Raw genomic sequence first — 24,894 nt, 5'->3', positions numbered from 1 at the left:
TTGCCATTCAAAGGATCCCAACGTTACTAACACCTCCTGTGGGGCTTCCGGCACGCCGCGCCGCCGGCCCAAGAGCGAAGCCCCCCGAGCGCGCCGGTCCACCCATGCCCACCGACCCGGCCGCGCCCGCGAGCGCGGCCGACGCCGCGATCGCCGACCGGATCGACGACTACCGCGAGTCGCTGTTCGACCTCCTGCGCCGCCCGACGATCAGCGCGACCGGCGAGGGGATGGACGCCGGCGCCGACGCGGTCCGCGACCTGCTCGCCGCCCACGGTCTCGACGCCCGGCGCATCGAGACGGACCGCTACCCGCTCGTGTACGGCGAGCGCGTCGCCGCCGACCCCGACGCGCCGACGGTGCTGTTCTACGGCCACTACGACGTCCAGCCGGCCGAACACCCCGAGGAGTGGGCCTCGCCCCCGTTCGAGCCGACCGTGCGCGACGGGGCGATCTACTGCCGCGGCGCCGGCGACAACAAGGGCCAGTTCGCCGCCCACGCGTTCGCGCTCGACGCGCTCGCCCGCGCGGACGCCGTGCCCGAGGTGACGGCGAAACTGCTCGTCGAGGGCGGCGAGGAGAGCGGGAGCCTCGGCCTGAAGCAGTACCTCGACGGCGCGGCCGGGGTCGACGACCCCGGCGCCGACGCGGACGCGCCCGCGGCGGCCGTCCGCGACGCGGACCTGGTGTACGTCGCCGACGGCCCGCAACACCGCTCCGGGCGACCCACGCTCATCTACGGCAACCGCGGCATCCTCACGTTCCAACTCGACCTGGAGACGGCGAACGCGGACCTCCACTCGGGCAACTTCGGCGGGCCCGTCCCGAACGCGGCGACCGAACTCGCGGAGGTCGTCGCCTCCCTCACCGCGTACGGCGAGGGCACCGACCCCGGGCGCGGCTACCCCTCCGGCGGCGACCGCGTCGCGGTCGACGGCTTCTACGACGACGTCGCCGTCACCGACGCCGACCGGGCGCTCGTCGACGCGCTCCCGGACGACGCCGACGCGGTGCGCGAGGAACTGGGGCTCACCCACTTCACGACCGGCCGCGGCTACTACGAACGCCTCCTCTTGGAGCCGACGATCACGGTGAACGGGCTCGGCGCCGGCTATCAGGGCGAGGGGAGCAAGACCGTCGTCCCGCGGTCGGCGACGGCGAAACTCGACACCCGGCTCGTCCCCGGCCAGCATCCGGACCGCGCGTTCGAGCGCATCGCGGCGCACGTCGCGAGCGTCCACCCGGACGTCGAGGTGACGAAGGGGACGGGGTTCCCGCCGATGAAGACGCCCGTGGACACGCCGGCGAGCGAGCCGGTGCTGTCGGCGCTGTCGGCCGTGTGGGACGCCGACCCCGTCGAGTTACCCGTGCTCGGCGGGTCGCTGCCGGCGGCGTTCTTCCGCCGCGTCGACGCGCTGGCGGACGTGCCGGTGTTGGTGGTGCCGTACGCGAACCCCGACCAGGGGAACCACTCGCCGAACGAGCACCTCGACCTCGACTGCTTCGAGAACGGGATCCGGACGACGGCGGCGTTCCTGGAGCGCGTGGCGACGGCCGACCTGTAGCACGCACCTCGCCGCCTGCCGAACGCTTTAGCCGCGGCCCGCACGCGGTGGGCGTATGAGTCACCCTCGACGCGACTACGGCGTCGCCCGCTTCCTCGCGGTCGACCACGCCGACTCGCCGAGCACGACGCCCGACGGCCGCCTGCTGTTCCGCGCGGACACCTCGGGCACGCCGCAGGTGTGGACCGTCGACGAGCCGGGCGGGTGGCCCGACCGGCTCACCCCCCACGAGGAGCGCGTCTCGGCGCTGGCGGCCTCGCCGACCGAGGAGGCGTTCGTGTACGCGATGGACGCCGGGAGCGACGAGCGCGACCAACTGCGCCACTACGACCTCGCGACGGGCGTCGAGCGCGCGCTCACCGCCGACCCCGAGTCGACCCACTCGTGGGGCGCGTGGGGGCCCGACGGGGAGCGCGTCGCCTACACCGCCAACCGCGCGGACGACGCCCGGTTCGACGTGTTCGTCCAGTCGGTCGGCGGCCCCGACGAACCGGCCGGCGAGCCCGAGCGCGTGTTCGAGGGGCCGGGCGGGTTCCTCTCGGTCGCCGCGTTCGCCCCCGACGGCGACCGCCTCGTCCTGACGAAGGCCCACTCCAGCTACGACGAGACGCTCACGCTCCTCGACCTCGACACCGGCGACACGACCGTCCTCTCGGACGACGCCGAGGCGACGTACGCGCACGTCGGCTTCGACGGCGACGGCGGCCTGCTGTGCGTCACGACCCGCGGCAGCGACACGGCGTACGTGGGTCGCGTCTCGCCGGCCGACGGCTCGGTGACGCCCGTCGCGGGCCACGACGAGGGGACGGGCGAACCGGGGCACGACGTGTGGGACGTGGACGAACTGGCGTTCGACCCGGACACGGGCCGGCTCGCGTACACCGTCAACGAGGGCGGCTACTCGACGCTGCACGCGGGGACGCTCGCGACCGACGCGGCCGGCGCCCCCGCCGTCGACCCGGTCGCGACGCCCGCCGTCGACGGCGTCGTCTCGGACCTCGCGTTCGACGCGGCCGCCGAGCGGCTGGTGTTCACCCACACCTCGCCCACGGAGCCGTACGGCGTGTGCGGCGTCGCGTTCGGCGAGGCGACGGCGACCGACTGGACGCCGGTCGGCACGAACGGCCTCCCCGCGTCGGCGTTCCACGCGCCCGAGACGGTCCGCTACCCGACGTTCGACGGCCGCGACGTCCCGGCGTACTGGACGCTCCCGCCGGGCGTCGACGCCGCCGACCCGGACGCGTCGGTGCCCGCCATCGTCGACATCCACGGCGGCCCCGAACACCAGCGCCGGCCGTGGTTCTACCCGACGAAGCAGTTCTTCCTGAACCGGGGGTACGCGGTGCTGGAGCCGAACGTCCGCGGCTCCTCGGGGTACGGCGCGGCGTACGCGCACCTCGACGACGTCGAGAAGCGCATGGACTCGGTGGCCGACGTCGCCGCGGGCGTCGAGTGGCTCCACGGCGTTCCCGCCGTGGACGACGACCGGATCGTCGCCTACGGCCGCTCGTACGGCGGCTTCATGGTGCTCTCGGCGATCACCGAGTACCCGGACCTGTGGGCCGCCGCGGTCGACTTCGTCGGCATCGCGGACTTCACCACGTTCCTCGAGAACACCGGCGAGTGGCGCCGCAGCCACCGCGAGGCCGAGTACGGGAGCCTCGCCGACGACTACGCGTTCCTGAAGTCCGTCTCGCCGCTCACCCACATCGAGAACGTGCGCTGTCCCCTGTTCGTCCAGCACGGCGCCAACGACCCGCGGGTCCCCGTCGGCGAGGCCGAGCAGGTCGTCGAGGCGGTGCGCGAACAGGGCGTCCCGGTGGAGAAACTGATCTTCGAGGACGAGGGCCACCACACGACGAGCCGCGAGAACCTCGTCGCGGAGTTCGAGGCCATCGCCGACTTCCTCGACGAGCACGTCTGAGCGGTCCGCGGGGACCGACACACGGCGGCGACGGCGCCGCAGTCGTCCGGTTTCCCGTGTCCCGTGCGAGCTCGCCACCGTACGCAGTTATCTCCTCGCGCGACGATCCTCTAGTCGCTATGACACTCACAGCAGCGCGGTTGCTCGCGGTGCTGTTCGCAATCCTCGTGATCGCGAGCGCACCCGTCGCGGCCGTCGACTCCCGCGCCGGCGGGACCGTCGTGATCGCCGAGGGCGAGACCGTCGCCGACGACCTCGAAGCCGTCGGCGGCACCGTGATCGTCCGCGGCACCGTCGACGGCAGCGTGAACGCCGTCGGCGGCACCGTCGTGATCGCCCCCACGGGCGTCGTGCGCGGCGACCTCACCGGCGCCGCCGGCGCCGTCACCGTCGAGGGCCGCGTCGAGGGCGAGACGCAGGTCGCCGCGGGTTCGTTCGTCCTCCGCGAGGGCGGCGTGCTCGTCGGCGACGCCGAGGTCGGCGCCGGCGAGGCGCTGATCGACGGCACCGCCGAGGGCACCCTCTCGCTGGACGCCGGTACGGTCGTCGTCGGCGCGGGCGCGACCGTCGGCGGCGACCTCCTGTACGACGCCGACCAGTTCACGAACGAGGGCGCCAGCGTCGCCGGCGACGTGCGCGCGACCCAGTTCGACTTCGGCGGCGTCGCCGTCGAGGACGTCCAGCTGTTCGCGATCCCCTCGTGGCTGAGCGTCGCCTACACCGTGCTCGCCCACCTCGCGCTGGGCGGCCTCCTGCTGGCGCTGCTCCCCCGGTTCGTCGCCGAGGTCGGCGACGTCGGCCTCACCCGGACGGCCCGCAGCGGCGGGTTCGGGCTGGCGGCGCTCGTGGTCGGCCCGGTGCTGCTGGTGCTGGTCGCGGTCACGATCGTCGGCATCCCGCTGGCCCTGTTGGGCGCCGTCGTTTACGGCGTCCTCCTGTGGGTCGGCTTGGTGTTCGGCGCGTACCTCCTCGGGACGTGGGGCGTCCGGGCGCTCGACCGCACGGACGCCGAGTACGCCCGCTGGTACGCGCTGCTCGGCGGCGTCCTCCTCGTGGGCCTCTCGCGGTTCGTCCCCGGCGGCGGCCTGTTCCGCCTCGCGCTCACGGTGATCGGCGCCGGCGCGGTCCTGCTCGCGCTGAACGCCCGGCGGACGGGCGAGCGCGGCGAGGAGCCGGTGGAGCCCGAGGTGGGGTCGAGCGGCGACCCCGCGGCCTGACCCGGGACGCTCCCGCACGCCCGCCGCGCCCGCTCACGCCGCGGTCCATCGCTCCGGTCGGCCGGCGACGGCGACGTGGAGGCACACGAACGGCGGGACCGCGGCGAACACGCCCACGCTGAGGCCGAGGAGTGGGTCCCGCGCCGCCTCGACCGTCGCGACGCCGGTCCACAGGACGACGGCGACCGCCGCGATGGCGACCACCCGTCCGGCGACGCCGACCCGTGCCGACCGCGCGTCGATCCGGTGTCCGAGGTCGGACCTCGCGAGGGGACCGAGCGCGAGCCACACCGAGGCGAACCCGACGCCGACCCACCCCCACGGGGGCGACGTCTGCAGGATCTGCACGGGGAGCCACACGAGCGCGAGGACCGCCACCGCGACGTCGGTCCACGTCGGCTCGCGGTCGGGGAGCAGTCGAGCCGCGACCGCGTCGAGGGAGGGCATCGGTCGAACGACCTGCCCGGAGCGGATAGTTCCTCGGTGGTCGCGGCGTCGTGGTGTCCACGGGGCACGCAGCCCCGCGGGCCGTGTCGTTCGCTCCGCCGTCACCACCCGTTCTCGATGTCCTCGTTCAGCGCCTCGAGAATCCGCTCGGTCGTGTGCTCCACCACCTGTGCCATGAACTCGGGGTCGGAGTTCGTCGGGTCGCCCAGCCCGCCCAACTCGGTCACGTCCGAGAAGTACGTCCACGAGGTCGTCTCGGGCAGGTCCTTCGCGTTCTGCGGCTGTTTCTCGTCGGCCTTCACGAGGTCCTCGCGCACGAGTTCGACGAAGCTGGTCTCGTGGTCGCCGGCGTGGCCCCAGCCGTCGCCGAAGTGCTCCTCCAACTCGTCGCGGCCGTGGTCGGTCCAGTGGACGACGTGGGCGGTCGTGTCGTGGTCGCGGTTGAGACGGTCGCGCGCGAGCGCCAGCGCCTCCGTGTTCCCGCCGTGGCAGTTGAGGAAGACCACGCGCTCGGCGCCGTGCTCGGCGAGGGAGGCGCCGACGTCGATGAGGGCCCGCTTGTACGTGTCCTGCGAGAGCGTCACGGTGCCGGGGAAGGCCATGTGGTGCTCGCTGTAGCCGTACGGGAGCGTCGGCGCGCGCAGGAGGGCGAGGTCGTGGTCGGGGGCGGCCTCCACTAACGCCGCCGAGAGGTGGTCCGCGCGGAGGCTGTCGGTCGACAGCGGGAGGTGGACGGAGTGCTGTTCGGTGGAGCCGGTGGGGACGACGACGCCGTCGGCGACGAGGAAGCGGTCGCCGGCGTCCTCCCACGTCATCGTCGCCAGATCGTGTTCGGTCTCGGGCATACCCGTCCGGGGGCGGCCCGGGGGATACCCCTTCGGGAAGCGGCACCCGGCGTGCGGGGAGGCGGCTTGAAGGCGGTCCGGCCCGACGCCCGAGCATGAACGAGGACGACCGGGCGCGGGCGGCCGCCCTGCTGCGACGGACCGTGCGACGCGACCGACTCCCCGGGGTCAGCGTCCGGGTCGTCGACCGCGCGGGGACGGTGTACGCCGACGCGTTCGGCTCGCGGGACCTCGCGGGCAACCGTCCCGCGTCGCCCGACACGCTGTACGGCGTCGGCTCGGTCACGAAGTCCGTCACGGCGCTGGCGCTGGCCCAACTGCGGGCGGCGGGGATGCTCGACTTCGACGACCCGGTGTCGACGCACCTCGACGTCGACCTCGGCGGCGACGACGACGAGCCCGTGCGCCTCGGCCACCTCCTGTCGCACACGTCGGGGCTGCCGTCGCTCGGGACGAGCGAGGCGCTCATCGGGCGGCGCCTGCGGCGCTCGACGGACACGATCGCGCTGTCCTCGCGCGACGACGTCCGCGCCCACGTCGAGGACGCCGTCGCCGGCGGGGAGCGCGTGGCCCCGCCGGGCGAGCGGTTCGCCTACAGCAACGAGGGGTACGTCCTGCTGGGCGACGTGATCGAGGCGAACACCGGGCGCGAGTACGGCCGCTACGTCGCCGAACACGTGCTGGAGCCGCTCGGGCTCGACCGCGCCACCTTCGACGACGCGGCGTTCGCGATGGACGACGACCACGCGACGCTGTACCTCCACGAGGACGACGACACCGTGGCGGCGTCGGTGCCGACGCGGGAGCTGTCGCGCCCCGCCGGCGGCCTGTTCGCGTCCGTCGACCACCTCGGGCGGTACGCCCGCCTGTTCTTGAACGAGGGCACGCTCGACGGCCGCGAGGTGGTGTCGCCGGCGACGGCCGCGGCGCTCACCGAGGGCCGCGTCGACACCCCGAGCGGGCCGTACGGCTACGGCTGGCGCACCCGCGAGGCGTGCGGCCACGACCTGGTCGGGCACTCGGGGTCGATCGCCGTCTCCTCCGCGTACGTCGGCTTCAGTCGCGAGGCCGACCTCGGCGTCGCCGTCGCCGCCAACTCGGCGCCCGACTACCCGCTGGTCCGCCTCGGCGAGGCCGTGTTCGCGTGCGCGCTCGGCGCGGACCCGGCCGAGGCGGTGCCGTTCGTCGAGCGCCGACGGCGCTTCGACCGGCTCACCGGGGAGTACGCCGCCTACCGGGGGCTACAACGGGCGTACGTCGCCCGCGACGGCGGGGGCCTCCGCCTCGAACTCGCCGGTCCCCTCGGCGGGGAGTCGCTCCCGCTCGTCGGCACCGACGACCCGCACACGTTCCACACGCCGAACGAGGCCGGCGAGTCGGTGCCCGTCGAGTTCCGCGTCGGCGACGACGCGGACGGCCGCGACGGTCGCGACGACCCGTCCGGCGGCGGCCGCGGCCCGCGCGTCGACCTCCTGTACGACCGGTGGCACCTCCACAAGGTCGCCGACGAGCGCGCCGGCCGCGAGTAGCGGCCCGTCGGCCGCGGCGTCGGGTCCCCGGACGGGGGCGGGCGGGCGCCGCGGGCGTCCGTGTCGGACCGCGAAAGCTTTACCCCGGGTTTCGGCTTATCCCCGGGCAACTGATGGAACTCATCGTCACCGAGAAGGACAACGCCGCGCGGCGCCTCTCGGAGATCCTGTCGGGGGAGGACTTCGACACCGAGCGCCGCGCCGGCGTCAACGTCTACCGCTGGGGCGGCACCCGCTGTATCGGGCTGTCGGGCCACGTCGTCGCGGTGGACTTCCCGCCGGAGTACGACGACTGGCGCGACGTCGAGCCGGTCGAGTTGATCGACGCGCCGGTCCGCAAGCGGCCGACGCAGGAGGACATCGTCCGGGCGCTGCGCCTGCTGTCGCGGGAGGCCGACCGCGTCGTCATCGCGACCGACTACGACCGCGAGGGGGAACTGATCGGCAAGGAGGCGTACGAGCTGATCCGCGAGGTGAACGAGGACGTGCCCGTCGACCGGGTGCGCTTCTCGTCGATCACGGAACGGGAGGTGACCGAGGCGTTCGAGAACCGCGACGAGATCGACTTCGACCTGGCGGCCGCGGGCGAGGCGCGCCAGATCATCGACCTCATCTGGGGCGCGTCGCTGACGCGGTTCCTCTCGCTGTCGGCGCGCCAACTCGGCAACGACTTCATCTCCGTCGGGCGGGTGCAGGGGCCGACGCTGAAGCTGATCGTCGACCGCGAGCGCGAGATCGAGGCGTTCGACCCCGAGGACTACTGGGAGCTGTTCGCCGACCTGCTGAAGGCCGCCGACGACGTCGACGAGGCGTTCGAGGCGCAGTACTTCTACGAGGACGACGACGGCACCGAGGCCGAGCGCGTCTGGGACGAGGCGACCGCCGAGGCGGTGTACGGCCGGCTGCGGGAGGCCGAGACCGCGACGGTCGCTTCGGTCCGCCGCCGGAGCCGCACCGACGAGCCGCCCGCGCCGTTCAACACGACGCAGTTCATCCGCGCGGCCTCCTCCATCGGCTACTCCGCCCAGCGGGCGATGAGCATCGCCGAGGACCTGTACACGGCGGGTTCATCACCTACCCGCGGACGGACAACACCGTCTACCCGGAGGACCTCGACGAGCGCGAACTGCTCGACGAGTTGGCGTCGGGGCGGGGCTTCGGCGACGACGCCGAGTCGCTGCTGGACCTCGACGACATCACCCCCACCGAGGGCGACGAGGAGACGACCGACCACCCGCCGATCCACCCGACCGGCGAGATCCCCGCGGCCTCGGACGTCTCCGAGGACGAGTGGGAGGTGTACGAACTGGTCGTGCGGCGGTTCCTCGCGACGTGCGCGCCCGACGCCGAGTGGGAGCACCTGCGCGTCGTCACCGAGATCGAGGAGGGCGACGACGCCGTCGGCGTCGACGACGGCCCGCTCCGCCTGAAGTCCAACGGGAAGCGTCTCGTCGAGGAGGGGGTACCACCGCGTGTACCCGTACTTCTCGACCAACGAGAGCTTCGTCCCCGACGTGTCGAAGGGGGGAGGCGCTCGCGGTGGCCGACACCGAGTTCGAGGCCAAGCAGACCCAGCCGCCGCGTCGCTACGGGCAGTCGCGGCTCATCGAGACGATGGAGGAGATGGGCATCGGGACGAAGGCGACCCGCCACGACGTGATCCAGAAGCTGTACGACCGCGGCTACATCGAGAGCGACCCGCCGCGACCCACCGGCCTCGCGAAGGCGGTCGTCGAGGCCAGCGAGGAGTTCGCCGACCGCATCGTGAGCGACGAGATGACCGCCCAACTGGAGGCGGACATGCAGGCGATCGCCGCCGGCGAGAAGAACTTCGACGAGGTCGCCGACGAGTCCCGCGAGATGCTCGCGCAGGTGTTCGACGAACTCGCCGAGTCGCGCGAGGCCGTTGGCGACCACCTCCAGAAGTCGCTGAAGGCGGACAAACAGCTCGGCCCGTGTCCCGAGTGCGGCGACACCCTGCTCGTGCGCAAGTCGCGCGCCGGGTCGTACTTCGTGGGCTGTGACGGCTACCCCGACTGCGAGTACACGCTCCCGCTCCCGTCGACGGGCAAGCCGCTCATCCTCGACGACGTCTGCGAGGACCACGGGCTGAACGAGGTGAAGATGCTCGCCGGGCGCAAGACGTTCGTCCACGGCTGCCCGCAGTGCAAGGCCGACGAGGCCGACGAGGAGGACGACGAGGTGATCGGCGTCTGCCCCGACTGCGGCGAGGAACACGACGGGAAGCTGGCGATCAAGCGCCTGCGCTCGGGGTCGCGGCTCGTCGGCTGTACCCGGTATCCGGACTGCGACTACTCGCTGCCGCTGCCGCGCCGCGGCGAGATCGAGGTGACCGACGAGACGTGCGAGGAGCACGACCTCCCGCACCTGGTGGTCCACTCGGGCGACGAGCCGTGGGAACTCGGCTGTCCCATCTGCAACTACCGCGAGTACCAGTCCCGGCAGGCGGGGTCGGAAGCTGGAGACCATCGAGGGCGTCGGCGAGAAGACCGCGAAGAAGCTGAAGGACGCCGGCGTCGAGGACGTCCCCTCGCTCAAGGAGGTGGAGCCCGACGCGCTCGCCGACGAACTCGACGGCGTCGGCCCCGACACCGTGCGCGACTGGCAGGCGAAGGCGGACTAGCGTCGCCGGGGCGGGGCGGCTCGGCGGCCGAACGTCAGTAGCTTTACAGGGGGGGTGAGCGAGTGGTGAGCTATGGCCCTCCTGTCCGCCCTCCGGCGAACGCCGTCGACGCTCCTCCGCAACCCCGTCCTGTTCGTGCCCCTCCTCGTGTTGTTGCTGTTGCAGACCCCGCAACTGCTCCTCCGGTCGAGCGCGCCGCTGCTCGCCAGTCTGCTGTCGCTCGCGGTGTCGGCGGTGTTCCTCGTCGCGGCCCCGTTCGTACAGGCCGGGTTCATCGGCATGGCCGACGAGGCGCTCGACGGGCGCACGTCGCTGTCGACGTTCGTCGCCGCCGGGAAGGCGAACTTCGTGCAGGTGTTCCTCGTGTACCTGCTCCTCGTCGGCGTGAACCTCGCGTTCGGGATCGTCGCGTTCGTCGCGGGCGTCGTCGGCGTGGTGAGCCTCTACCCCGGCGGCGGCACGCCGAGTACGCCGCTGCTCGTCGCGGCCGGGCTCGTCGCGGCGGCGATCGTCGTGGCGTACCTCCTGCTCGTGTTCGTCGTCCAGTTCTACGCCCAGGCCATCGTCGTCGACGGGTACGACGCGCTCGGCTCGGTCAAACACAGCTACGCGGTCGTGCGACGCAACCTCGCGAGCGTCCTCGGCTACACCCTGCTCGTGGGCGTCCTCGGGGGCGGGTTCGGCCTCGTCGTCGGCCTCTCGTCGGTGCTGGCCGCGCCCCCGACGCCGACGCCGGACCCGTTCACCGTCGGCCTCCCGTCGCTCGGCGCGGTCGCCGTGTCGGCGCTCGTGGCCGTCCTCGGGACGCTGTTCGGCGGGTTCGTCGGGGTGTTCTCCGTGTCGTACTACCGGGCGCTGACGGCGTAGACGACGGCCCGCGGCACGTACCGCCCGCATCCGCGCCCTTTTTAGCCCTCTGCACACCACCACCACCAACATGAGCGCCCCGTGGGAGGAGTGGGACCACATCCTCAAGATCGACCCCGACAAGGAGTTACACGGCGACGAGACGTTCGCCGACGCCTGCAAGACCGGCACGGACGCCATCGAGATCGGCGGCACCCTCGACGTGACCTCCGAGAAGGCCACCCGCGTCATCGAGGCGTGCAAGGCCCACGACGTGCCGCTGTACCAGGAGCCGTCGAACCCGGCGGTCGTCGTCGACGACGAGGCGCTCGACGGCTACCTCATCCCGACGGTGTTCAACGCCGGCGAGCCGTTCTGGATCACCGGCGCCCACAAGGAGTGGGTCCGCATCGCCGACGACCTCGACTGGGAGCGCACCCACACGGAGGCGTACATCGTGCTCAACCCCGAGGCGTCGGCCGCTCAGCTCACCAGCGCCGACTGCGACCTCACGCCCGAGGAGGTGGGCGCGTACGCCCGCGTGGCCGAGAAGATGTTCGGCCAGGACATCGTCTACGTCGAGTACTCGGGGACGCTCGGCGACCGCGAGACGGTGAAGGCGGCCCACGACGCGCTCGAGGAGTCGACGCTGTTCTACGGCGGCGGCGTCCACGACTACGACGACGCCCACGCGATGGGGCAGGTGGCCGACGCCGTCGTCGTCGGCGACCTCCTCCACGACGAGGGCGCCGACGCCGTCCGCGAGACCGTCGAGGGCGTGAAGGACGCCCAGGCGGAACTCGCCGACGCCTGAGCCGCGCCGCCCGCACGCTCTTCCCGCAGTCCGTTCCTCCCGCGGTTCGTTCTTCCCGGTCCGTTCCCCTCGCAGTTCGTCCCGTGCCGTGCCGGCCCGTCAGACGTCGTCGACCCGCGGGAACCGGAGGGTGACGACGCTCCCGCCGCCCTCGCGGTCCGCGACGGTCGTCACGCCGCCGACGGCGTCGACGATCCAGTGGACCACCCACAGCCCCATCCCGGAGCTGGACTCAAGCGCGTCCTCGCCGCCCTCCTCCAACACGGTGCGCTCGCGCTCCGGGAACCCCGGCCCGTCGTCGGCGACGACCACCTCCACGACCGTCCCCGCGGGGTCGCCGGTCGGGAGCCGCGGGCGACCGCCGTCCGTCGCGGCGTCGGCGGGGCGCACGCGGACCGTCACCTCGACGGTCGGGTCGTCGCGGCCGGCGTGTTCGACGGCGTTCTCGACGACGTTGTGGACCGCGGACTCGAGCAGGTCGTGGCCCGGCACCCGGGCGCCGGCGTCGGCGGACTCGACGCGCACCGACACGGACGCCGCGGGGAAGTCCCGGGCGATGGTGCCGACGACCCGCTCGGCGACGAGCGCGAGGTCGGTCGTCCCCTCGACGGCGTCGTCGCCAAGCACGGCGTCCTCGGCCATGCGGGCGTGGTCGCTGAGGCGCTCGATGCGCTCGGCGCGCGCCTCGATCCCGTCGAGGTACTCGTGGATCGACGCGTCGCCCTCGCGGCGCGCGAGGTCGATGTACCCCGCGATCACCGTGAGGTCGTTGCGCACGTCGTGGCGCAACACCCGGTTCAACACCGTGAGCACCTCGACGAGCCGCTCGAAGCGCGCGTTCGCCTCCTCGGCCTCGGCGGTCCGCATCCGGGTGCGCACGTCGCCGACGCCGACGGCGGCGCCGAACACGACGCCGCCGCAGGCCACCCGCCGGCGGCCGCCGGCGAGAACGTGTCGAGCGCCCCGACGGCGGCGCTGTACGCCTGCATCACAACCGCGCCGACGACCAGCGGGATCACCCCGATCACGAGCCAGCCGGCGAGGCGGGCGTGGTGGCGCCGCGGCGGGCGGGTCCGCGCGACCCACGCCAGCACCGCGCCGTACGCCCACACCGCACACAGCGGCCCGACGAGCCCCAACACGATCGACCCCGGGCTCCGCCCGGGCGAGGTGAACGCGAGCCCGGCCGTCCCGACGACGAGCGCGCCGGTGAACACGCCGCTGGCGGCCAGCGCCGTCGAGAACCACGCCGGGCCGCCGGGGTCGTCGTCCGGCGGGTGGTCCGCGTCCGCGGCCGCCGCCCCGCCGTCGCCCGCGAGGCCGCGGCTGTCGGTTGCGTCGCTCGGCCCCCCGTCACGGCCCGTGTTCGTCACTGCGTGTCGATTCGATGGGGGAGGGATAAGCGTACCCCACGTGGACGCCGTGCGTCGGACGCGTCCGTCGAGCGCGACGCGCGGCCCACGCCGGTCGCCCGCCCCCCGACCGACACGGATCGTCCGTGGTACGTGTTCACGAGGTGTGACGGCGGGGATCGACCGAGTTTAAAGTCTCGCGCGGGTAGCCACGGGCATGCAGGGCCGAACCTACACGGCGGACGCGACCCCCGGCGAGGCGGTCACCGTCGCCGGCTGGGTCCACGAGACCCGCGACCTCGGCGGCATCGCGTTCCTGATCCTCCGCGACAAGACGGGGAAGATCCAGGTCAAACTCGAGAAAGACGAGATGGACGAGGCGATGGTCGACACCGGGCTCGACGCCCACCGCGAGTCCGTCCTCAAGGTCGAGGGCGACGTGAAGGAGGAGCCCCGCGCGCCCACCGGCGTCGAGGTCGTCCCGACCGACATCGAGGTCGTCGCCCCCGCCGACCCCGAACTGCCGCTGGACCCCTCCGGCAAGGTCGACGCCGAGCTCCCGACCCGCCTGAACAACCGCACGCTCGACCTCCGGAAGCCGGAGGTACAGGCCATCTTCGAGATCCGCGCGGAGCTCCTCCGGGCGGTCCGCGACGCCTTCCGCGGCCACGAGGCCACGGAGATCAACACGCCGAAGATCGTCGCCACCGGGACCGAGGGCGGCACGGAGCTGTTCCCGATCTCGTACTTCGGCGAGGAGGCGTTCATGAACCAGAGCCCGCAGCTGTTCAAGCAGCTGATGGCCGGCTCCAACCTCGAGCGCGTGTTCGAGATCGGCCCGATCTTCCGCGCCGAGGAGCACAACACGCCGCGCCACCTCAACGAGGCCCACTCCATCGACTTCGAGGGCGCCTTCTGTGACCACACCGAGGCGATGGACGTCGCCGAGGCCGTCACGACGGCTGCCTACGAGGCCGTCGCCGAGAACTGCGCCGACGAGCTGGAGACGCTCGGCCTCGCCGACGAGTTCGCGGTCCCCGAGGGCGACTTCCCGCGTCTGAGCTACCAGGAGGCGCTCGACCGCATCAACGCGACGGGCGAACTCGACGAGCACCTCGCGTGGGGCGACGACCTGTCGACGGAGGCCGAGCACGTCCTCGGGCAGGCGGTCGGCGAGCACTACTTCATCACCGACTGGCCCTCGGAGGTGAAGCCGTTCTACATCAAGGACCACGACGACGAGCCCGACAAGTCGACCGGCTTCGACATGATGCACCCGCGCATGGAGCTCGTCTCGGGCGGCCAGCGCGAGCACCGCTACGAGGAGCTCATCGCCGGCTTCGAGCAGCAGGGGCTCGACCCCGAGGAGTTCGACTACTACACGAAGATGTTCCGCTACGGCATGCCGCCCCACGCCGGCTGGGGGATGGGCGCCGAGCGCCTCCTCATGACGATGCTCGACCTCGACAACATCCGCGAGGCCGTCCTGTTCCCGCGCGACCGCCAGCGCCTGAGCCCGTAGCCGACGCGACGCTCCGGATTCTCCGTTTTTCGCCGAGTGCGAGCGCGCCGACGCGCGACTGCCCGTGGTCTTCGGTACCGATACACATAGATTCGGCTCCCGCGTAGCACACGCCATGACGCCGAGCGGGTACTACGACGAGGAGGCCGTCGGGAACCTCCGGGCGCTGTGCGACCGTGTGACCGAGAACTGGCCGGGCGTCGCCCACACGACGATGTTCGGCTGTCCCTCCTACACCGCCGACGGGACGCTGTTCGCGGTGGTGTCGACGCAGGGCGTCGCCCTCACGCGGCTCCCGGACGCCGACCGCGAGCGCCTCGCCGCGGAGGTCGCGGTCGAACCGTTCGCGGCGGGGGCGCGCACCGTCGACCGGTGGGCGGTGCTCCCCGCGGCGGTCGCCACCGACTGCGACCTCGACCGCTATCTCCGCGCGAGCTACGAGGCCGCCCGCTCCGTGTAGCCGTCAGCGGACCCGCTCGTTCTCGCCGTCGTCGCCGCGTCGCCACCGCGCCACCTCGGCGCCGCAGTCGACACACTCGGTGATCAGCTCCGACTCGTCGTCGCCCGCCCGCTCGATGGACACCGCGACCTCCTCGCCACACGACGGACAGTCGTCGCGCTTCAGCTGTTCGCCGTACGCCAACGGCGCGCCCAGCGCCAGCGCCGTCACCCGCTCGTCGCCGCGGTTCCACCCGCGCTGGAACTGCCCCGGCGGGATCCGGATCGCCTCCATCGGCCCGACCGCGACCTCGCGGCGCCGGTCGGGTGCGCCGGCCTCCTCGAACGGCGCCTCGTCCGGTTCCGGGCCGACGACCCACGTCGCCGTCCCCGAGAGGACGACGAACACCTCCGCTTGGACCTCGTGGTTGTGGTAGGCGAAGGCGAACGAGTCGCCGGGCGCGAGTTCGTAGTAGTTGATCGCCAGATCCGTACAGCCGAGCGGCTCCGTCAGGTGACGCATCACCGCGGCGGGCTGCAGCGAGTTGTCGAGGTCGTCGACGACGACGTGGTCCATGCCCGGTGGGTCGACGCCGAGGGCAAAAGCCCGCGGGTCGGCGGCCGCCCGTCCGGGATCGAAACCCCTACTCTCGCCCCGCCGGTGTCGCGAGTATGGACGAGGCGACCGCGTTCGCGCCGGGGCACGTCACCGCCTTCTTCGCGCCGTACCCCGACGACGACCCCGTCCGCGCCGGCTCGCGCGGGGCGGGGCTGGCGCTGGCTGACGGCGTCGAGGTGACGGTCCGCCCCGCGGACGCGCCGCCGACCCGGGGCGACGGGAGCGGGTCGAATCGGACGGTCGACGGCGGCCTCGCGGCGCTGGGCTCGACGGCGTGCCGGCGGAGATGGAGCCGGTTCGACGCGTGCTCGCGGCGCTGGGCGTCGTCGCCGACGTCGAGGTGTCGAGCGACGTGCCCGTCGGCGCCGGCTTCGGCGTCTCCGGGGCGGCGGCGCTGGCGACGGCGCTGGCGGCGAACGACGTGTTCGAGTTGGGCCGCTCGGAGAACGACCTCGTGCGCGTCGCCCACGCGGCGGAAGCCGCCGCGGGCACCGGCCTCGGCGACGTGGTCGGGCAGTTCCGCGGCGGCCTCCCGGTCCGCTTGGAGCCCGGCGCGCCGGGGTACGGCCGGATGGACGGCGTGCCGGCGAGGCCGCGCGTCGAGTACGTCTCCTTCGGCGAGCTGTCCACCGAGCGGGTGCTCGGCGGCGAGCTCGACCCGGTGCGGGAGGCCGGCGAGGCGGCGCTCACGCGCCTGATGCGTGCGCCCGACGAGCGCGAACTGCTCGCCGCGGGACGGGAGTTCGCGGGCGAGGCCGGCCTGCTCGTGCCGGAGGTCGCCGAGGCGGTCGCGGCGGTCGAGGCCGAGGGCGAACAGGCGTCGATGGCGATGCTCGGGCGGACGGTGTACGCGCTCGGGACGGGGCTGTCGGACGCCGGCTACGACGCCGACGCCTGCGCGGTCCACCCGACTGGGGCGACGCTGCGAGTCGACGAGTAGCCCCCGAGGCGTCGGTCGCGAGTGGATGCGCTTTTCGCACAGCGACGACGATGACGGGGTATGACCGACGACGCCGACGCCGCCGACGCGGGCGACCCCGCCGGCGACGCGTCGACCGCCACGGACGCGCCGAGCGAAGTGGACCACGAGTCCGAGATCCCGGAGGACCATCCGCGCTACCAGTCGCTGCTCACCCGCCACCGGATCGAACACGGCGTGGACATCGGCATCACCTCGAAGCAGGGCCTCATCGCCGAGGGGCGCGGCGAGGCGTTCGACTACCTGCTCGGCGAGGCGACGCTCCCGAGCGCCGACGCCGCCGCGCGCGCTGCCGCCGCCCACCTCCTGTTGGCCGACCACCCCGTGCTCTCGGTGAACGGCAACGTCGCGGCGCTGGTGCCCGGCGAGATCGTCGAACTGGCGGCGGCGACGGGCGCGGACATCGAGGTGAACCTGTTCAACCGCACGGACGAGCGCATGCGGGCGATCGCCGACCACCTCCGCGAGCACGGCGCCGGCGAGGTGAAGGGGCTGAAAGCCGACGGGCGGATTCCCGGCCTCAGCCACGAGCGCGCGAAGGTCGACGCCGACGGCATCGGCGACGCGGACGTGGTCGTCGTCCCGCTGGAGGACGGCGACCGCGCGGAGGCGTTGGGCGCGATGGGGAAAACCGAGATCGTGATCGACCTGAACCCGATGAGCCGGTCGGCGCAGGTCGCGGCGGTGCCCATCGTCGACAACATCCTCCGGGCGGTGCCGAACGTCACCCGCCACGCCGAGGAGCTGGCCGACGCGAGCGAGGCGGAACTGCGCGACGTCGTCGACTCCTTCGACCGCGAGGCCGCGCTGGAAGAGGCGGAGCGGGCGATCCGGAACGGCGACTTGGACTGAGGCACGACGAGGAGCGTTCCCGCCCCTCGGCGGGTCGTGGTCGACGCCGTCGGCGTTCGCCGAGGAACCGCAACTGCTACCCCTCGCTGCGAACGCGACACGGATCCATGCCCGACATCCGCGGCGTCGTCCTCGGCGCGGTGCGCCGTCCCGACACCGACGAGTACCTCGTCCAGCGGCTCGCCGGCACCGACGACACCCACTTCCACCGGTTCGTCGGCGGCGGCATCGAACACGGAGAACCGAGTGACGCGGCGCTCGAACGCGAGTTCGACGAGGAACTCGGCGTCGCCGTCGACCCCGGCTCCGTAGTCTGCACCGTCGAAAACCTGTTCGCGTTCGGCGGCGAGTCGCACCACGAGTTCGCCGTCGTCCGCGAGGCGACGTTCGCGGACGTGTCGCTGTACGACCGCGACCGCTTCCACGGCGTCGACGGCGACGAGGGCGACCGGATCGAGTACGAGGCGTACTGGCGGACGCTCGCGGACCTGCGCGACGCCGACGCGCCCTTCTTCCCCGCGGGCATCGGGGACGCGCTCGCGAGCGAGGGGCACACGCACGTCGTCAGTTCGCCCGACGCCGACGTCGCGGCCGTCGCCGACGACCACACCGACGGCACCGGCGACGCCTGATCAGTCGAACCCCGACACCAGCGTCACGAGCCACTGCATCGGGTCGCCGCGCTCGCGCACCTCCACCGACTCGACCCACTTCACCCACTGGAAGCCGCGGCGACCGGGCGCGACCAGCCGGGCCGGCGCGCCGTGGCCGTGTGAGAGGCGCGACCCGCGGACGTGCGTCGCCAGCAGGGCGTCGCGCGCCTCCTCGACCGGGAGCGACCAGCGGTACCCCGTCACCGACGTGAACCGGACGTAGCGCGCGTCGTCGCTCGCGCCGGCGGCGTCCAGCAGGTCGCCCACCCGGACGCCGCCCCACTCCTGCACCGTGTACCACCCGGAGGTGCAGTCGAGCGTCGCCTCCAGCGTCCGGTCGGCGCCGACCTCGTCGTAGCCGAGGGCCAGTTCCTCGTCGACGAGCCCCCGCACCGAGAGCGTCCACGCGTCGCGGTCGACCGGGTCGGGGTCGTCGGCGACCCACGAGGTGACGGGGAACCCCCCGCCCTCCGTCGCGGTGTCGTACAGGTCGCCCGTCGGCTTCGATCCGGTGAACCGCCGGGTCGCGCCGCCGAGCGCGCGGTCGGCCGTCTCGGTCGCGCGCCACGCGACCGTCCCCGCGAGCAGCAGCGCGCCGACCTTCAGCGCCGTCCGGCGGTCGGGGTCTAGCGCCCGCGGCGAGTGGTAGCGCCCGCGGAGGTGCCACAGGACCAACGGGACGAGCAGGAGGCCGAGACCGACGTGGAGGTTCAGCGTGGTCCACGCGAGGATCGGGACGTTGCCGCCGAGCACCCAGAACACGCCCGTCGCCAGCGCCGCGAGCGTGACGACCGCCTGCAGGACGGAGACCGGGGTGAACCGGTCCCACGCCGCCCGCGCGGTCACACGGCGGCGGACGCGGTACAGTTTGAAGCCGACGAGCGCCGCCAGCGTCAGCCCGACCGTCGAGTGGAGCCAGAACACCCACGCGCCGCTCGGGCGCCCCTGCGTGAACGAGTACAGCCCCGAGGCGACTTCGAGGGCGACGCACGCGGCGATGGCCCAGTCGACGACGCGGGCCGGCGGCTCGACGCGCCGCAGCGTGCGGCCGGCGGCGGCCCGGAGGCGGGTCGACGCCCCGCGGTCGGATCGCTTCGCCACGCCGGAACGGAGGGCGGCGAGGCGTATAGTTCCGCGGCGTCAGTTCCCGGTCAGTCGCTGGCGGCGGCGCTCGTACTCCTCGTCGTCGAGCTCGCCGCGGGCGTACCGGCGGTCGAGCACCGCGAGCGCGTCGTCGTCCCGGCGCCGCTCCGGGCCGTCGACGGCACCGTCGCCCCGGGCGAGGACCACGGCGCCGTAGACGACCGCGCCGAGCAGCGCGAGGACGAGCAGCGTCGTGATCAGGCCCCCAACGGCCCGAGCCACGGGAACAGCCCGCCGCCCATCCACCCGCCGCCGGGCCACCCGCCGCCCGGCCCGTGCGGCCCCATCGGTCCGTGGGGGCCGACCTGTGCGAGCGCACCGAGTATCCGCGTCGCCGTTTCCATCGCGTTCACCTCTGGTTGTGCATACGCTACCCAAGACTATCGGGCTTGTGCCGGTTCCCGGGCGCGGAGAACCGTGGACACGCGGACCGCCCGCGACCGGGAGTGGGAGTTCCGCGAGGACGTGGCGGGCCGACTCGGTGGCGGGTCAGTCCGCCGTCGCGTCGGGCGCGAGCTGTTCGGGGGGGGGCCGCCCGGCAGCTCGTCGCGGTCGTGCGCCTCGGCGAAGTCGATGTCGGGGCCGGTCGGCACGAGCCGCTTGGGGTTGAGGCTCTCGTGGGACTTGTAGTAGTGGCGCGTGATGTGGTCCACGTTGACGGTGTCGGCGATCCCGGGCGTCTGGTAGAGGTCCTTCGTGTACGCCCAGAGGTTGTCGTACTCGTGGATGCCCCGCCGGTTGCACCGGAAGTGGGTGTGGTACACGTGGTCGAAGCGGACCAGCGTCGCGAACATCGCCACGTCGGCCTCGGTGAGCCGGTCGCCCGCGAGGTAGCGCCGGTCGGCGAGTAGGTCGTCGTACTCGTCGAGCGCGTCGAACAGTTCGTCGACGGCCTCGTCGTACGCCGCCTGTGTGCTCGCGAAGCCGGCGCGGTAGACGCCGTTGTTGATGCGCGGGTAGACGTCGTCGATCAGGTCGTCCACCTCCCGACGGGAGCCCTCGGGCCACAGGTCGACGCCGTTGCCCTCGAAGGCGGTGTCGAGCATCCGCATGATCTCCTCGCTCTCGTTGTTGACGATGGTCTCGGCCTCTTCGTCCCAGAGGACGGGTACCGTCACCCGCCCGGTGTAGTCGTCGTCCGCCTTCGTGTAGATCTCGCGGAGGTAGTCGGCGCCGTACAGCGGGTCCGGCTCGCTGTCGGAGAACTCCCACCCCTCGTCGTAGCGTTCGGGCCGCGTCAGCGACAGCGAGATGCCGTCGAGCCCCTTCAGCGCGCGCGTCATCGCGACGCGGTGGGCCCACGGACACGCGCGGCAGATGTACACGTGGTAGCGGTCCTGCTCGGCCGGGAACTCGGGGTTGTCGACCGGCTCCGCGCCCGGCTCCGGGACCGACCCGTCGATCCAGTTCCGGAAGCTGGTCTCGGTCCGCTCGAACTCGCCGGAGTCGCCCGTGTCGCGTCGGACGCCCGTGCGCCACTCCCCGTCCACGAGCATGTTCGTCGCGTCGCTCATCGTACCGATCCCGACGGTCGCGAGCGGGTAAAGCCGTGGGGCGGCGGAAGCCGCCGCACATCCGTCCGATCGGTAGATGATTCATTTATCGAAACGAGTCGGCAAAGAAACTATGTGGGGGTGTGTCGAAGCCGGCCCATGGGACGGAAGTGCCAGAACTGCGAGTCGATGGTGACGGAGCGGTACGCCCGGGTGTTCGCGCCGGACGCGACGGCGGGGCCGCGCGTGTGTCCCAACTGCGACGACCTCGTCCGCGACGGCGCGGACGTGCGGAGGGCCCGCGCGAACCGCGGATAGCGCGCCGACGCGACCCGTCACGGTCCCCGACGGGAGCGGTGCGGCCCCGCGCGCCGGTCACTCGACGGTCCCGGCGCTGACCCGCCCGAACCCGCCGAGGACCGTCCGGTAGTCGACGTCGGTACACACCGCCCGGAGCGCACGGTGGGCCGCGGCGACCCGCTCGTCTTGCACCGCCGCGGGCGAGCGGTCGAGCGCCCCCGCGGTCCCCGGGGGCGACCCGGCGCGCACGAACAGCCGGAACGCCGGGTTCAGCGCCCGCCAGCCCCGGCGGCTCGTCCGCGCGAGGTCGAGCAGTCCGATCCGGCCGCCGGAGCCGACGAGGGCGGCCCACTCGCGGACGGCCGCCGCCGGCTCCGCGAGCATCCCCGCGACGAACGCGCCACAGCAGGCGTCGACGGCGTCGGCACGCAACGGCGGCCGCGTCGCGTCGCCGCGCACGAGGTGTCCCGCCGCCCCGCGAGCGAGCCCGCGCTCGCGGGCGACGCGGAGTACACCCGGCGCGAAGTCGACGCCGACGTACGAGCCGTCGGGGCCGACCCGCTCCTCGAGGTACGGGCGGTTCGCGGCGGTGCCGCAGCCGAACTCGACGACCGTCGCGCCGGGCGCGGGGGCGAGCGCGTCCGCGAGCGTCCGGCGGAGCGTGTCGACGCCCGGCCCCCGGCGCGCGAGCGCGTCGTACAGCCGGGCGACGCGGGTGTAGAACTCCGGCGCGGACATCGCCGCGAGCGCCGGCACCGCCGGGGGCGAGGGGGCGACACGGTCACAGGCGGTCGCGGACGACCCGGGCGACCGTCGGCGCGTCCGGGCCGAGCACGTACACGACGGGCTCGACGCCGACGCCGCCGGTCTGGTAGACGACGACCGTCTCGGCGGCCGCGTCGACGCCGGCGTCGGCCAGCGCCGTCGCCACGGGGTCGTCGCTCGCGCCGGGGTCGGTCTCGCCGTACTCGCGGGGCTGAACTCGACGGTCGGGTGGCCGGCGTCGGCGAGCGCGGCCACCAGATCCGGGTCGTAGCGGACGTTCACCGCGCCCCGGACGCCGAGGCCGGCCGCCCGCGCCGACAGGAGGACGCCGGCGACGTGCTCGCTCACGCCGAACTCGGGGTCGCTCGGGACGCGCGCGGTGCCCTTCACGTCGAAGATCCGACCGGGGACCGCGGCGACGTCCTCGATGTCGACGGCGTCGGGGACGCACTCGACGAGGTTCGAGCCGACGTGGGGGATGAGCCGCGCGAACCCGGACGCGGCGGTCAGGGTGCGCAGCCCCCGCCGGAGCGACGCGAGCGTGCGCTCGCGCTCGCGCAGGCCGCTGTCGGGGTCGTGGACGGCGAAGTCGTACTCCGCGCCCCGGAGCTCGGGCATCGCCGCCTCGTGGAGCTCCGCGAGCAGGTCGCCCGCCTCCAGCCGGCGGATCAACACCTCCACCTCGACGAGCGCGGCGACGCGGCTCATGTCGCCGGCGGCGAGCCCTCGGCGACGCGCGCGACCGTCTCGCGGACGCGCTCGTCGGCGGCGACGCGGTCGTTCGTCGCCACCTCGCCGTGGGCGTACTTCGACACCGCCGACTGGCTGATGCCGAGCGCGTCGGCCACCTCGCGCTGGGTGAGGTCGCGGCCGCGCAGTTCCTCGGCGAGCATCGCCCGCACCGTCGGGAGGAACTCGTCGACGACGACCTCCTCGACGAACTTCACGAGCCGGCCCCGTCGTCCGCGTCCGTGGTCGCGGCCCCGTCGCTCCCGGGCGCGAACTCGGGGTCGTCGCCGATGCGCGACGCCTGCGGGCCGGTCTGCCCCTGGTACTTCGAGCCGCGCTCGGCGCCGTACGGGCGGTCGGCGGGCGACTTCAGCTCCGTGAACGTGAGCTGTGAGACGCGCATCCCCGGCGACAGCGCGACGGGCGCGTTGCCGAGGTTGGAGAGTTCGAGCGTGATCTGCCCCTCGTAGCCGGGGTCGCACAGCCCGGCGGTCGCGTGGACGACGACCGCGAGCCGCCCCAGCGACGAGCGCCCCTCGACGTGGGCGACGATGTCGTCGGGGATGGCGACGGTCTCTTTGGTCGTCCCGAGGACGAAATCCCCGGGGTGGAGGATGAAGTCGTCGCCCTCGGGGACGTGCGTCTCCTCGACGTACTCGTCGACCTCGCGGGCGTCGTTCGGGTGGATGCAGGGGATGTTCGTGCGTCGGAACTCCAGGAACTCCGAGCCGAGCCGGAGGTCGACGCTCGCCGGCTGGACCTGCGTGTCCACGTCGTCGAGCGGGTCGATGACGAGGTCGCCCTCCGCGAGCCGGGCGAGGATGTCCGTGTCCGCCAGTATCATGATCGGAGCCGCGGCGGCCGGCGGCAAGAAGGTTCCTCACCGCCGCGCCCGCCGACCGGATCGCCCCGGGTGCCGTGGGTCACAGCAGTTCGGCGAGCAAGCCGAGCACCGTGAGCACGCCGACGACCGCGGCGGCCTCGCCGGTCGAGAGGTCGCGCGCCGCCGCCAGGCCGTACAGCCGGACGGCGCCCGCCCAGATCGCGACGACGCCGGCGGCGAGCAGGCCGACGGCGTCGAGACCGGCGAACGCCGCGGCCAGCGCGTCGGCCGCGCCGTCGGGCGTGTCGGGCAGCGGTGTCGTCCGGAGCCGGTGCACGAGCAGCGCCCCGACGCCGACGACCCGCACGAGGCCGGGCACCAGCCCCCAGCCGGCGACGACGAGCGTGTCGCCGAACGCGCCCTCGCCGCCCGCGAGCGCGCTCCCGACGTGGAGGGCCGCCCCGTGGAGGAGCCAGAACAGGGGGACGACGAGGAACGCGGCGCCCGGGAGCCAGCCGTACTCCGCGGCGACGAGCGCGCCCACCTCGCGCTCCACGGTCGCGGGCTCGTCGCAGCCGGTGGGCGTCGTCTCGAACGCCGAGTTCTCGCAGAACGGGTCGCCGGGGTAGGCGGGGTTGTCGACGGTGACGGTGACGTCGAGCGCGGCCGCGAACTCGCCGAGGAAGACGGCGACGGCGCCGGCGGTGACGAGCGTCACGACGGCGACCGCCGCCAGCGCGTGGGCGACCGGGGGCGAGCCGTCGTGGGCCTCGAAGTAGCGGTGCGGGCGGAGGAGGGGCGTGCGGGGACGCGACATCGGCGGGCGGTGTCGGCCGCCGGACAAATAGCTTCCCGTCGCGGGTGCCGTGCCCCGGTCAGCTCACGACGACGGGCTGGCTCGCCCCGTGGTACGCGGCGTGGAACCCGACGAAGTGGCCGTAGAACGCCGGCAGCAACTCCTCGCCGACCCGGGCCGACCGCCCGTCGAACTCCTCGGCGGTACACGCGACCGCGTCGCCCAGTGCCGCCTCCACGTCGTCGGGAACCGCCTCGCCGACCGACCGGAACGCCTCCCGGTAGGCGGCGGCGACGATGCCCAGCGGGAGCGCGCCCACGCGGACCGTCGTCCCCGCCGGCGCGTCCAGCCCCCGCTCGACCGCGCGGTACAGCAGGCGGGCGTCCGCCACGCCGTGGTCGGCGAAGGTACGTGGGTCGCCGTGTGCCCCGCCGGTAAAGTTGCTGTATGTCACCATGGAACACAGTACGCCGTTCCGGAGCATTACTAAGCGCCGCCTGTGCGACAGTTGCACACGCCCGGATCGACGGCCGGAACCGAGCGACTGGGGCGGGATGGCACCGCCTACCGCCGGTGCGACACCCTTTCGGTTGCGCTCC

At 73.4% G+C, this 24,894-nt stretch carries 22 protein-coding genes and 4 pseudogenes; 13 read left to right on the top strand and 13 right to left on the bottom strand.

The genetic code is table 11. The features are described 5' to 3' along the window. The first annotated feature begins 104 nt into the window (after nucleotides 1-104). From P0R35_RS10520 to P0R35_RS10510, 3 genes are all read left to right on the top strand, one after another. Nucleotides 105-1,565 carry a M20/M25/M40 family metallo-hydrolase gene (locus tag P0R35_RS10520; protein ID WP_284012434.1) on the top strand — a complete coding sequence of 487 codons (1,461 nt, stop codon included), beginning with the start codon at nucleotides 105-107 and terminating at the stop codon, nucleotides 1,563-1,565. 55 nt (nucleotides 1,566-1,620) lie between these two features. Then, a complete protein-coding gene (locus tag P0R35_RS10515) occupies nucleotides 1,621-3,489 on the top strand; it encodes a prolyl oligopeptidase family serine peptidase (protein ID WP_284012433.1) in 1,869 nt (622 codons plus the stop codon). Between the two features lie 119 nt (nucleotides 3,490-3,608). Further along, nucleotides 3,609-4,706: a bactofilin family protein gene (locus P0R35_RS10510; protein WP_284012432.1), complete on the top strand. Its 1,098-nt coding sequence runs from the start codon at nucleotides 3,609-3,611 to the stop codon at nucleotides 4,704-4,706. Nucleotides 4,707-4,739: 33 nt separating this feature from the next. Here the strand turns inward: P0R35_RS10510 and P0R35_RS10505 are convergent, their stop codons facing one another. Both P0R35_RS10505 and P0R35_RS10500 read right to left on the bottom strand, forming a co-directional pair. Further along, nucleotides 4,740-5,153 carry a hypothetical protein gene (locus tag P0R35_RS10505; protein ID WP_284012431.1) on the bottom strand — a complete coding sequence of 138 codons (414 nt, stop codon included), beginning with the start codon at nucleotides 5,151-5,153 and terminating at the stop codon, nucleotides 4,740-4,742. Between the two features lie 101 nt (nucleotides 5,154-5,254). After that, nucleotides 5,255-5,998, bottom strand: a complete 744-nt coding sequence (locus tag P0R35_RS10500) for a creatininase family protein (RefSeq protein ID WP_284012430.1) — start codon at nucleotides 5,996-5,998, stop codon at nucleotides 5,255-5,257. Between the two features lie 95 nt (nucleotides 5,999-6,093). Between P0R35_RS10500 and P0R35_RS10495 the strand changes: the two genes are divergently transcribed. The 4 genes and pseudogenes from P0R35_RS10495 (at nucleotide 6,094) to P0R35_RS10480 (ending at nucleotide 11,831) form a co-directional block, all read left to right on the top strand. After that, nucleotides 6,094-7,527: a serine hydrolase domain-containing protein gene (locus P0R35_RS10495; protein ID WP_284012429.1), complete on the top strand. Its 1,434-nt coding sequence runs from the start codon at nucleotides 6,094-6,096 to the stop codon at nucleotides 7,525-7,527. 113 nt (nucleotides 7,528-7,640) lie between these two features. Beyond that, nucleotides 7,641-10,171: pseudogene (locus P0R35_RS10490) on the top strand (DNA topoisomerase I). Between the two features lie 72 nt (nucleotides 10,172-10,243). Next, nucleotides 10,244-11,038 (top strand): DUF7847 domain-containing protein, encoded by a 795-nt coding sequence (locus tag P0R35_RS10485; RefSeq protein WP_284012428.1) that lies wholly within the window; start codon nucleotides 10,244-10,246, stop codon nucleotides 11,036-11,038. A 70-nt stretch (nucleotides 11,039-11,108) separates the two neighbouring features. After that, nucleotides 11,109-11,831, top strand: a complete 723-nt coding sequence (locus P0R35_RS10480; RefSeq protein ID WP_284012427.1) for a phosphoglycerol geranylgeranyltransferase — start codon at nucleotides 11,109-11,111, stop codon at nucleotides 11,829-11,831. Between the two features lie 99 nt (nucleotides 11,832-11,930). Here P0R35_RS10480 and P0R35_RS10475 read toward each other — a convergent pair whose 3' ends face one another. Next, on the bottom strand, nucleotides 11,931-12,698 hold the full coding sequence (locus tag P0R35_RS10475; protein WP_284012426.1) for a sensor histidine kinase: 768 nt from the start codon (nucleotides 12,696-12,698) through the stop codon (nucleotides 11,931-11,933). Next, nucleotides 12,629-13,204: a hypothetical protein gene (locus P0R35_RS10470; RefSeq protein ID WP_284012425.1), complete on the bottom strand. Its 576-nt coding sequence runs from the start codon at nucleotides 13,202-13,204 to the stop codon at nucleotides 12,629-12,631. The genes P0R35_RS10475 and P0R35_RS10470 overlap by 70 nt, the downstream gene beginning before the upstream one ends. 196 nt (nucleotides 13,205-13,400) lie before the next feature. Here P0R35_RS10470 and aspS point away from each other — a divergent pair, with 196 nt between their 5' ends. Both aspS and P0R35_RS10460 read left to right on the top strand, forming a co-directional pair. Continuing rightward, nucleotides 13,401-14,705 carry an aspartate--tRNA(Asn) ligase gene (gene aspS / locus P0R35_RS10465; RefSeq protein ID WP_284012424.1) on the top strand — a complete coding sequence of 435 codons (1,305 nt, stop codon included), beginning with the start codon at nucleotides 13,401-13,403 and terminating at the stop codon, nucleotides 14,703-14,705. Between the two features lie 115 nt (nucleotides 14,706-14,820). Next, complete coding sequence (locus tag P0R35_RS10460; protein ID WP_284012423.1) at nucleotides 14,821-15,165, top strand: TfoX/Sxy family protein; 345 nt, start codon at nucleotides 14,821-14,823, stop codon at nucleotides 15,163-15,165. A gap of 3 nt (nucleotides 15,166-15,168) precedes the next feature. Here the strand turns inward: P0R35_RS10460 and P0R35_RS10455 are convergent, their stop codons facing one another. Next, nucleotides 15,169-15,720, bottom strand: a complete 552-nt coding sequence (locus P0R35_RS10455) for a cupin domain-containing protein (RefSeq protein WP_284012422.1) — start codon at nucleotides 15,718-15,720, stop codon at nucleotides 15,169-15,171. Nucleotides 15,721-15,815: 95 nt separating this feature from the next. Here P0R35_RS10455 and P0R35_RS10450 point away from each other — a divergent pair. The 3 genes and pseudogenes from P0R35_RS10450 (at nucleotide 15,816) to P0R35_RS10440 (ending at nucleotide 18,225) form a co-directional block, all read left to right on the top strand. Then, nucleotides 15,816-16,702: pseudogene (locus tag P0R35_RS10450) on the top strand (pantoate kinase). A 60-nt stretch (nucleotides 16,703-16,762) separates the two neighbouring features. Continuing rightward, a complete protein-coding gene (locus tag P0R35_RS10445; RefSeq protein WP_284012421.1) occupies nucleotides 16,763-17,593 on the top strand; it encodes a 4-phosphopantoate--beta-alanine ligase in 831 nt (276 codons plus the stop codon). Nucleotides 17,594-17,700: 107 nt separating this feature from the next. Then, nucleotides 17,701-18,225 (top strand): NUDIX domain-containing protein, encoded by a 525-nt coding sequence (locus P0R35_RS10440; RefSeq protein ID WP_284012420.1) that lies wholly within the window; start codon nucleotides 17,701-17,703, stop codon nucleotides 18,223-18,225. Here the strand turns inward: P0R35_RS10440 and P0R35_RS10435 are convergent, their stop codons facing one another. The 3 genes from P0R35_RS10435 to P0R35_RS10425 form a co-directional block, all read right to left on the bottom strand. Next, on the bottom strand, nucleotides 18,226-19,347 hold the full coding sequence (locus P0R35_RS10435) for a molybdopterin-dependent oxidoreductase (protein ID WP_284012419.1): 1,122 nt from the start codon (nucleotides 19,345-19,347) through the stop codon (nucleotides 18,226-18,228). Between the two features lie 39 nt (nucleotides 19,348-19,386). Continuing rightward, nucleotides 19,387-19,611 carry an SHOCT domain-containing protein gene (locus P0R35_RS10430; RefSeq protein WP_284012418.1) on the bottom strand — a complete coding sequence of 75 codons (225 nt, stop codon included), beginning with the start codon at nucleotides 19,609-19,611 and terminating at the stop codon, nucleotides 19,387-19,389. Between the two features lie 158 nt (nucleotides 19,612-19,769). Continuing rightward, a complete protein-coding gene (locus P0R35_RS10425) occupies nucleotides 19,770-20,903 on the bottom strand; it encodes a glutathione S-transferase family protein (protein WP_284012417.1) in 1,134 nt (377 codons plus the stop codon). A 138-nt stretch (nucleotides 20,904-21,041) separates the two neighbouring features. On the opposite strand from P0R35_RS10425, the gene P0R35_RS10420 reads away from it, so the two are divergent. Next, a complete protein-coding gene (locus P0R35_RS10420) occupies nucleotides 21,042-21,200 on the top strand; it encodes a DUF7563 family protein (RefSeq protein ID WP_284012416.1) in 159 nt (52 codons plus the stop codon). Nucleotides 21,201-21,257: 57 nt separating this feature from the next. Here the strand turns inward: P0R35_RS10420 and P0R35_RS10415 are convergent. The 5 genes and pseudogenes from P0R35_RS10415 to P0R35_RS10395 all read right to left on the bottom strand — a co-directional run. Further along, nucleotides 21,258-21,779 (bottom strand): annotated as a pseudogene (locus P0R35_RS10415) (class I SAM-dependent methyltransferase); the annotation flags it as partial. A gap of 184 nt (nucleotides 21,780-21,963) precedes the next feature. After that, nucleotides 21,964-22,894: pseudogene (locus tag P0R35_RS10410) on the bottom strand (thiamine-phosphate synthase family protein). Further along, on the bottom strand, nucleotides 22,891-23,520 hold the full coding sequence (gene dcd, locus P0R35_RS10405) for a dCTP deaminase (protein WP_284012415.1): 630 nt from the start codon (nucleotides 23,518-23,520) through the stop codon (nucleotides 22,891-22,893). Before dcd ends, P0R35_RS10410 begins: the two are co-directional and overlap by 4 nt. 79 nt (nucleotides 23,521-23,599) lie before the next feature. Beyond that, complete coding sequence (locus tag P0R35_RS10400) at nucleotides 23,600-24,316, bottom strand: Yip1 family protein (RefSeq protein ID WP_284012414.1); 717 nt, start codon at nucleotides 24,314-24,316, stop codon at nucleotides 23,600-23,602. Nucleotides 24,317-24,374: 58 nt separating this feature from the next. After that, nucleotides 24,375-24,752, bottom strand: a complete 378-nt coding sequence (locus P0R35_RS10395) for a hypothetical protein (protein WP_284012413.1) — start codon at nucleotides 24,750-24,752, stop codon at nucleotides 24,375-24,377. Nucleotides 24,753-24,894 lie beyond the last annotated feature (142 nt).

It is taken from the genome of Halobaculum litoreum, assembly GCF_030127125.1.
In the GTDB taxonomy this organism is placed as follows: domain Archaea; phylum Halobacteriota; class Halobacteria; order Halobacteriales; family Haloferacaceae; genus Halobaculum; species Halobaculum litoreum.
Note: the sequence above shows the minus strand (reverse complement) of the source record. Positions and strands in the feature narration are given on the sequence as shown.

Coding starts and splice junctions, on each gene's coding strand:
- P0R35_RS10520 (WP_284012434.1), top strand. CDS start 105: ATGCCCACCGACCCGGCCGCGCCCGCGAGCGCGGCCGACGCCGCGATC.
- P0R35_RS10515 (WP_284012433.1), top strand. CDS start 1,621: ATGAGTCACCCTCGACGCGACTACGGCGTCGCCCGCTTCCTCGCGGTC.
- P0R35_RS10510 (WP_284012432.1), top strand. CDS start 3,609: ATGACACTCACAGCAGCGCGGTTGCTCGCGGTGCTGTTCGCAATCCTC.
- P0R35_RS10505 (WP_284012431.1), bottom strand. CDS start 5,153: ATGCCCTCCCTCGACGCGGTCGCGGCTCGACTGCTCCCCGACCGCGAG.
- P0R35_RS10500 (WP_284012430.1), bottom strand. CDS start 5,998: ATGCCCGAGACCGAACACGATCTGGCGACGATGACGTGGGAGGACGCC.
- P0R35_RS10495 (WP_284012429.1), top strand. CDS start 6,094: ATGAACGAGGACGACCGGGCGCGGGCGGCCGCCCTGCTGCGACGGACC.
- P0R35_RS10485 (WP_284012428.1), top strand. CDS start 10,244: ATGGCCCTCCTGTCCGCCCTCCGGCGAACGCCGTCGACGCTCCTCCGC.
- P0R35_RS10480 (WP_284012427.1), top strand. CDS start 11,109: ATGAGCGCCCCGTGGGAGGAGTGGGACCACATCCTCAAGATCGACCCC.
- P0R35_RS10475 (WP_284012426.1), bottom strand. CDS start 12,698: ATGCGGACCGCCGAGGCCGAGGAGGCGAACGCGCGCTTCGAGCGGCTC.
- aspS (WP_284012424.1), top strand. CDS start 13,401: ATGCAGGGCCGAACCTACACGGCGGACGCGACCCCCGGCGAGGCGGTC.
- P0R35_RS10460 (WP_284012423.1), top strand. CDS start 14,821: ATGACGCCGAGCGGGTACTACGACGAGGAGGCCGTCGGGAACCTCCGG.
- P0R35_RS10455 (WP_284012422.1), bottom strand. CDS start 15,720: ATGGACCACGTCGTCGTCGACGACCTCGACAACTCGCTGCAGCCCGCC.
- P0R35_RS10445 (WP_284012421.1), top strand. CDS start 16,763: ATGACCGACGACGCCGACGCCGCCGACGCGGGCGACCCCGCCGGCGAC.
- P0R35_RS10440 (WP_284012420.1), top strand. CDS start 17,701: ATGCCCGACATCCGCGGCGTCGTCCTCGGCGCGGTGCGCCGTCCCGAC.
- P0R35_RS10425 (WP_284012417.1), bottom strand. CDS start 20,903: ATGAGCGACGCGACGAACATGCTCGTGGACGGGGAGTGGCGCACGGGC.
- P0R35_RS10420 (WP_284012416.1), top strand. CDS start 21,042: ATGGGACGGAAGTGCCAGAACTGCGAGTCGATGGTGACGGAGCGGTAC.
- dcd (WP_284012415.1), bottom strand. CDS start 23,520: ATGATACTGGCGGACACGGACATCCTCGCCCGGCTCGCGGAGGGCGAC.
- P0R35_RS10400 (WP_284012414.1), bottom strand. CDS start 24,316: ATGTCGCGTCCCCGCACGCCCCTCCTCCGCCCGCACCGCTACTTCGAG.
- P0R35_RS10395 (WP_284012413.1), bottom strand. CDS start 24,752: ATGGTGACATACAGCAACTTTACCGGCGGGGCACACGGCGACCCACGT.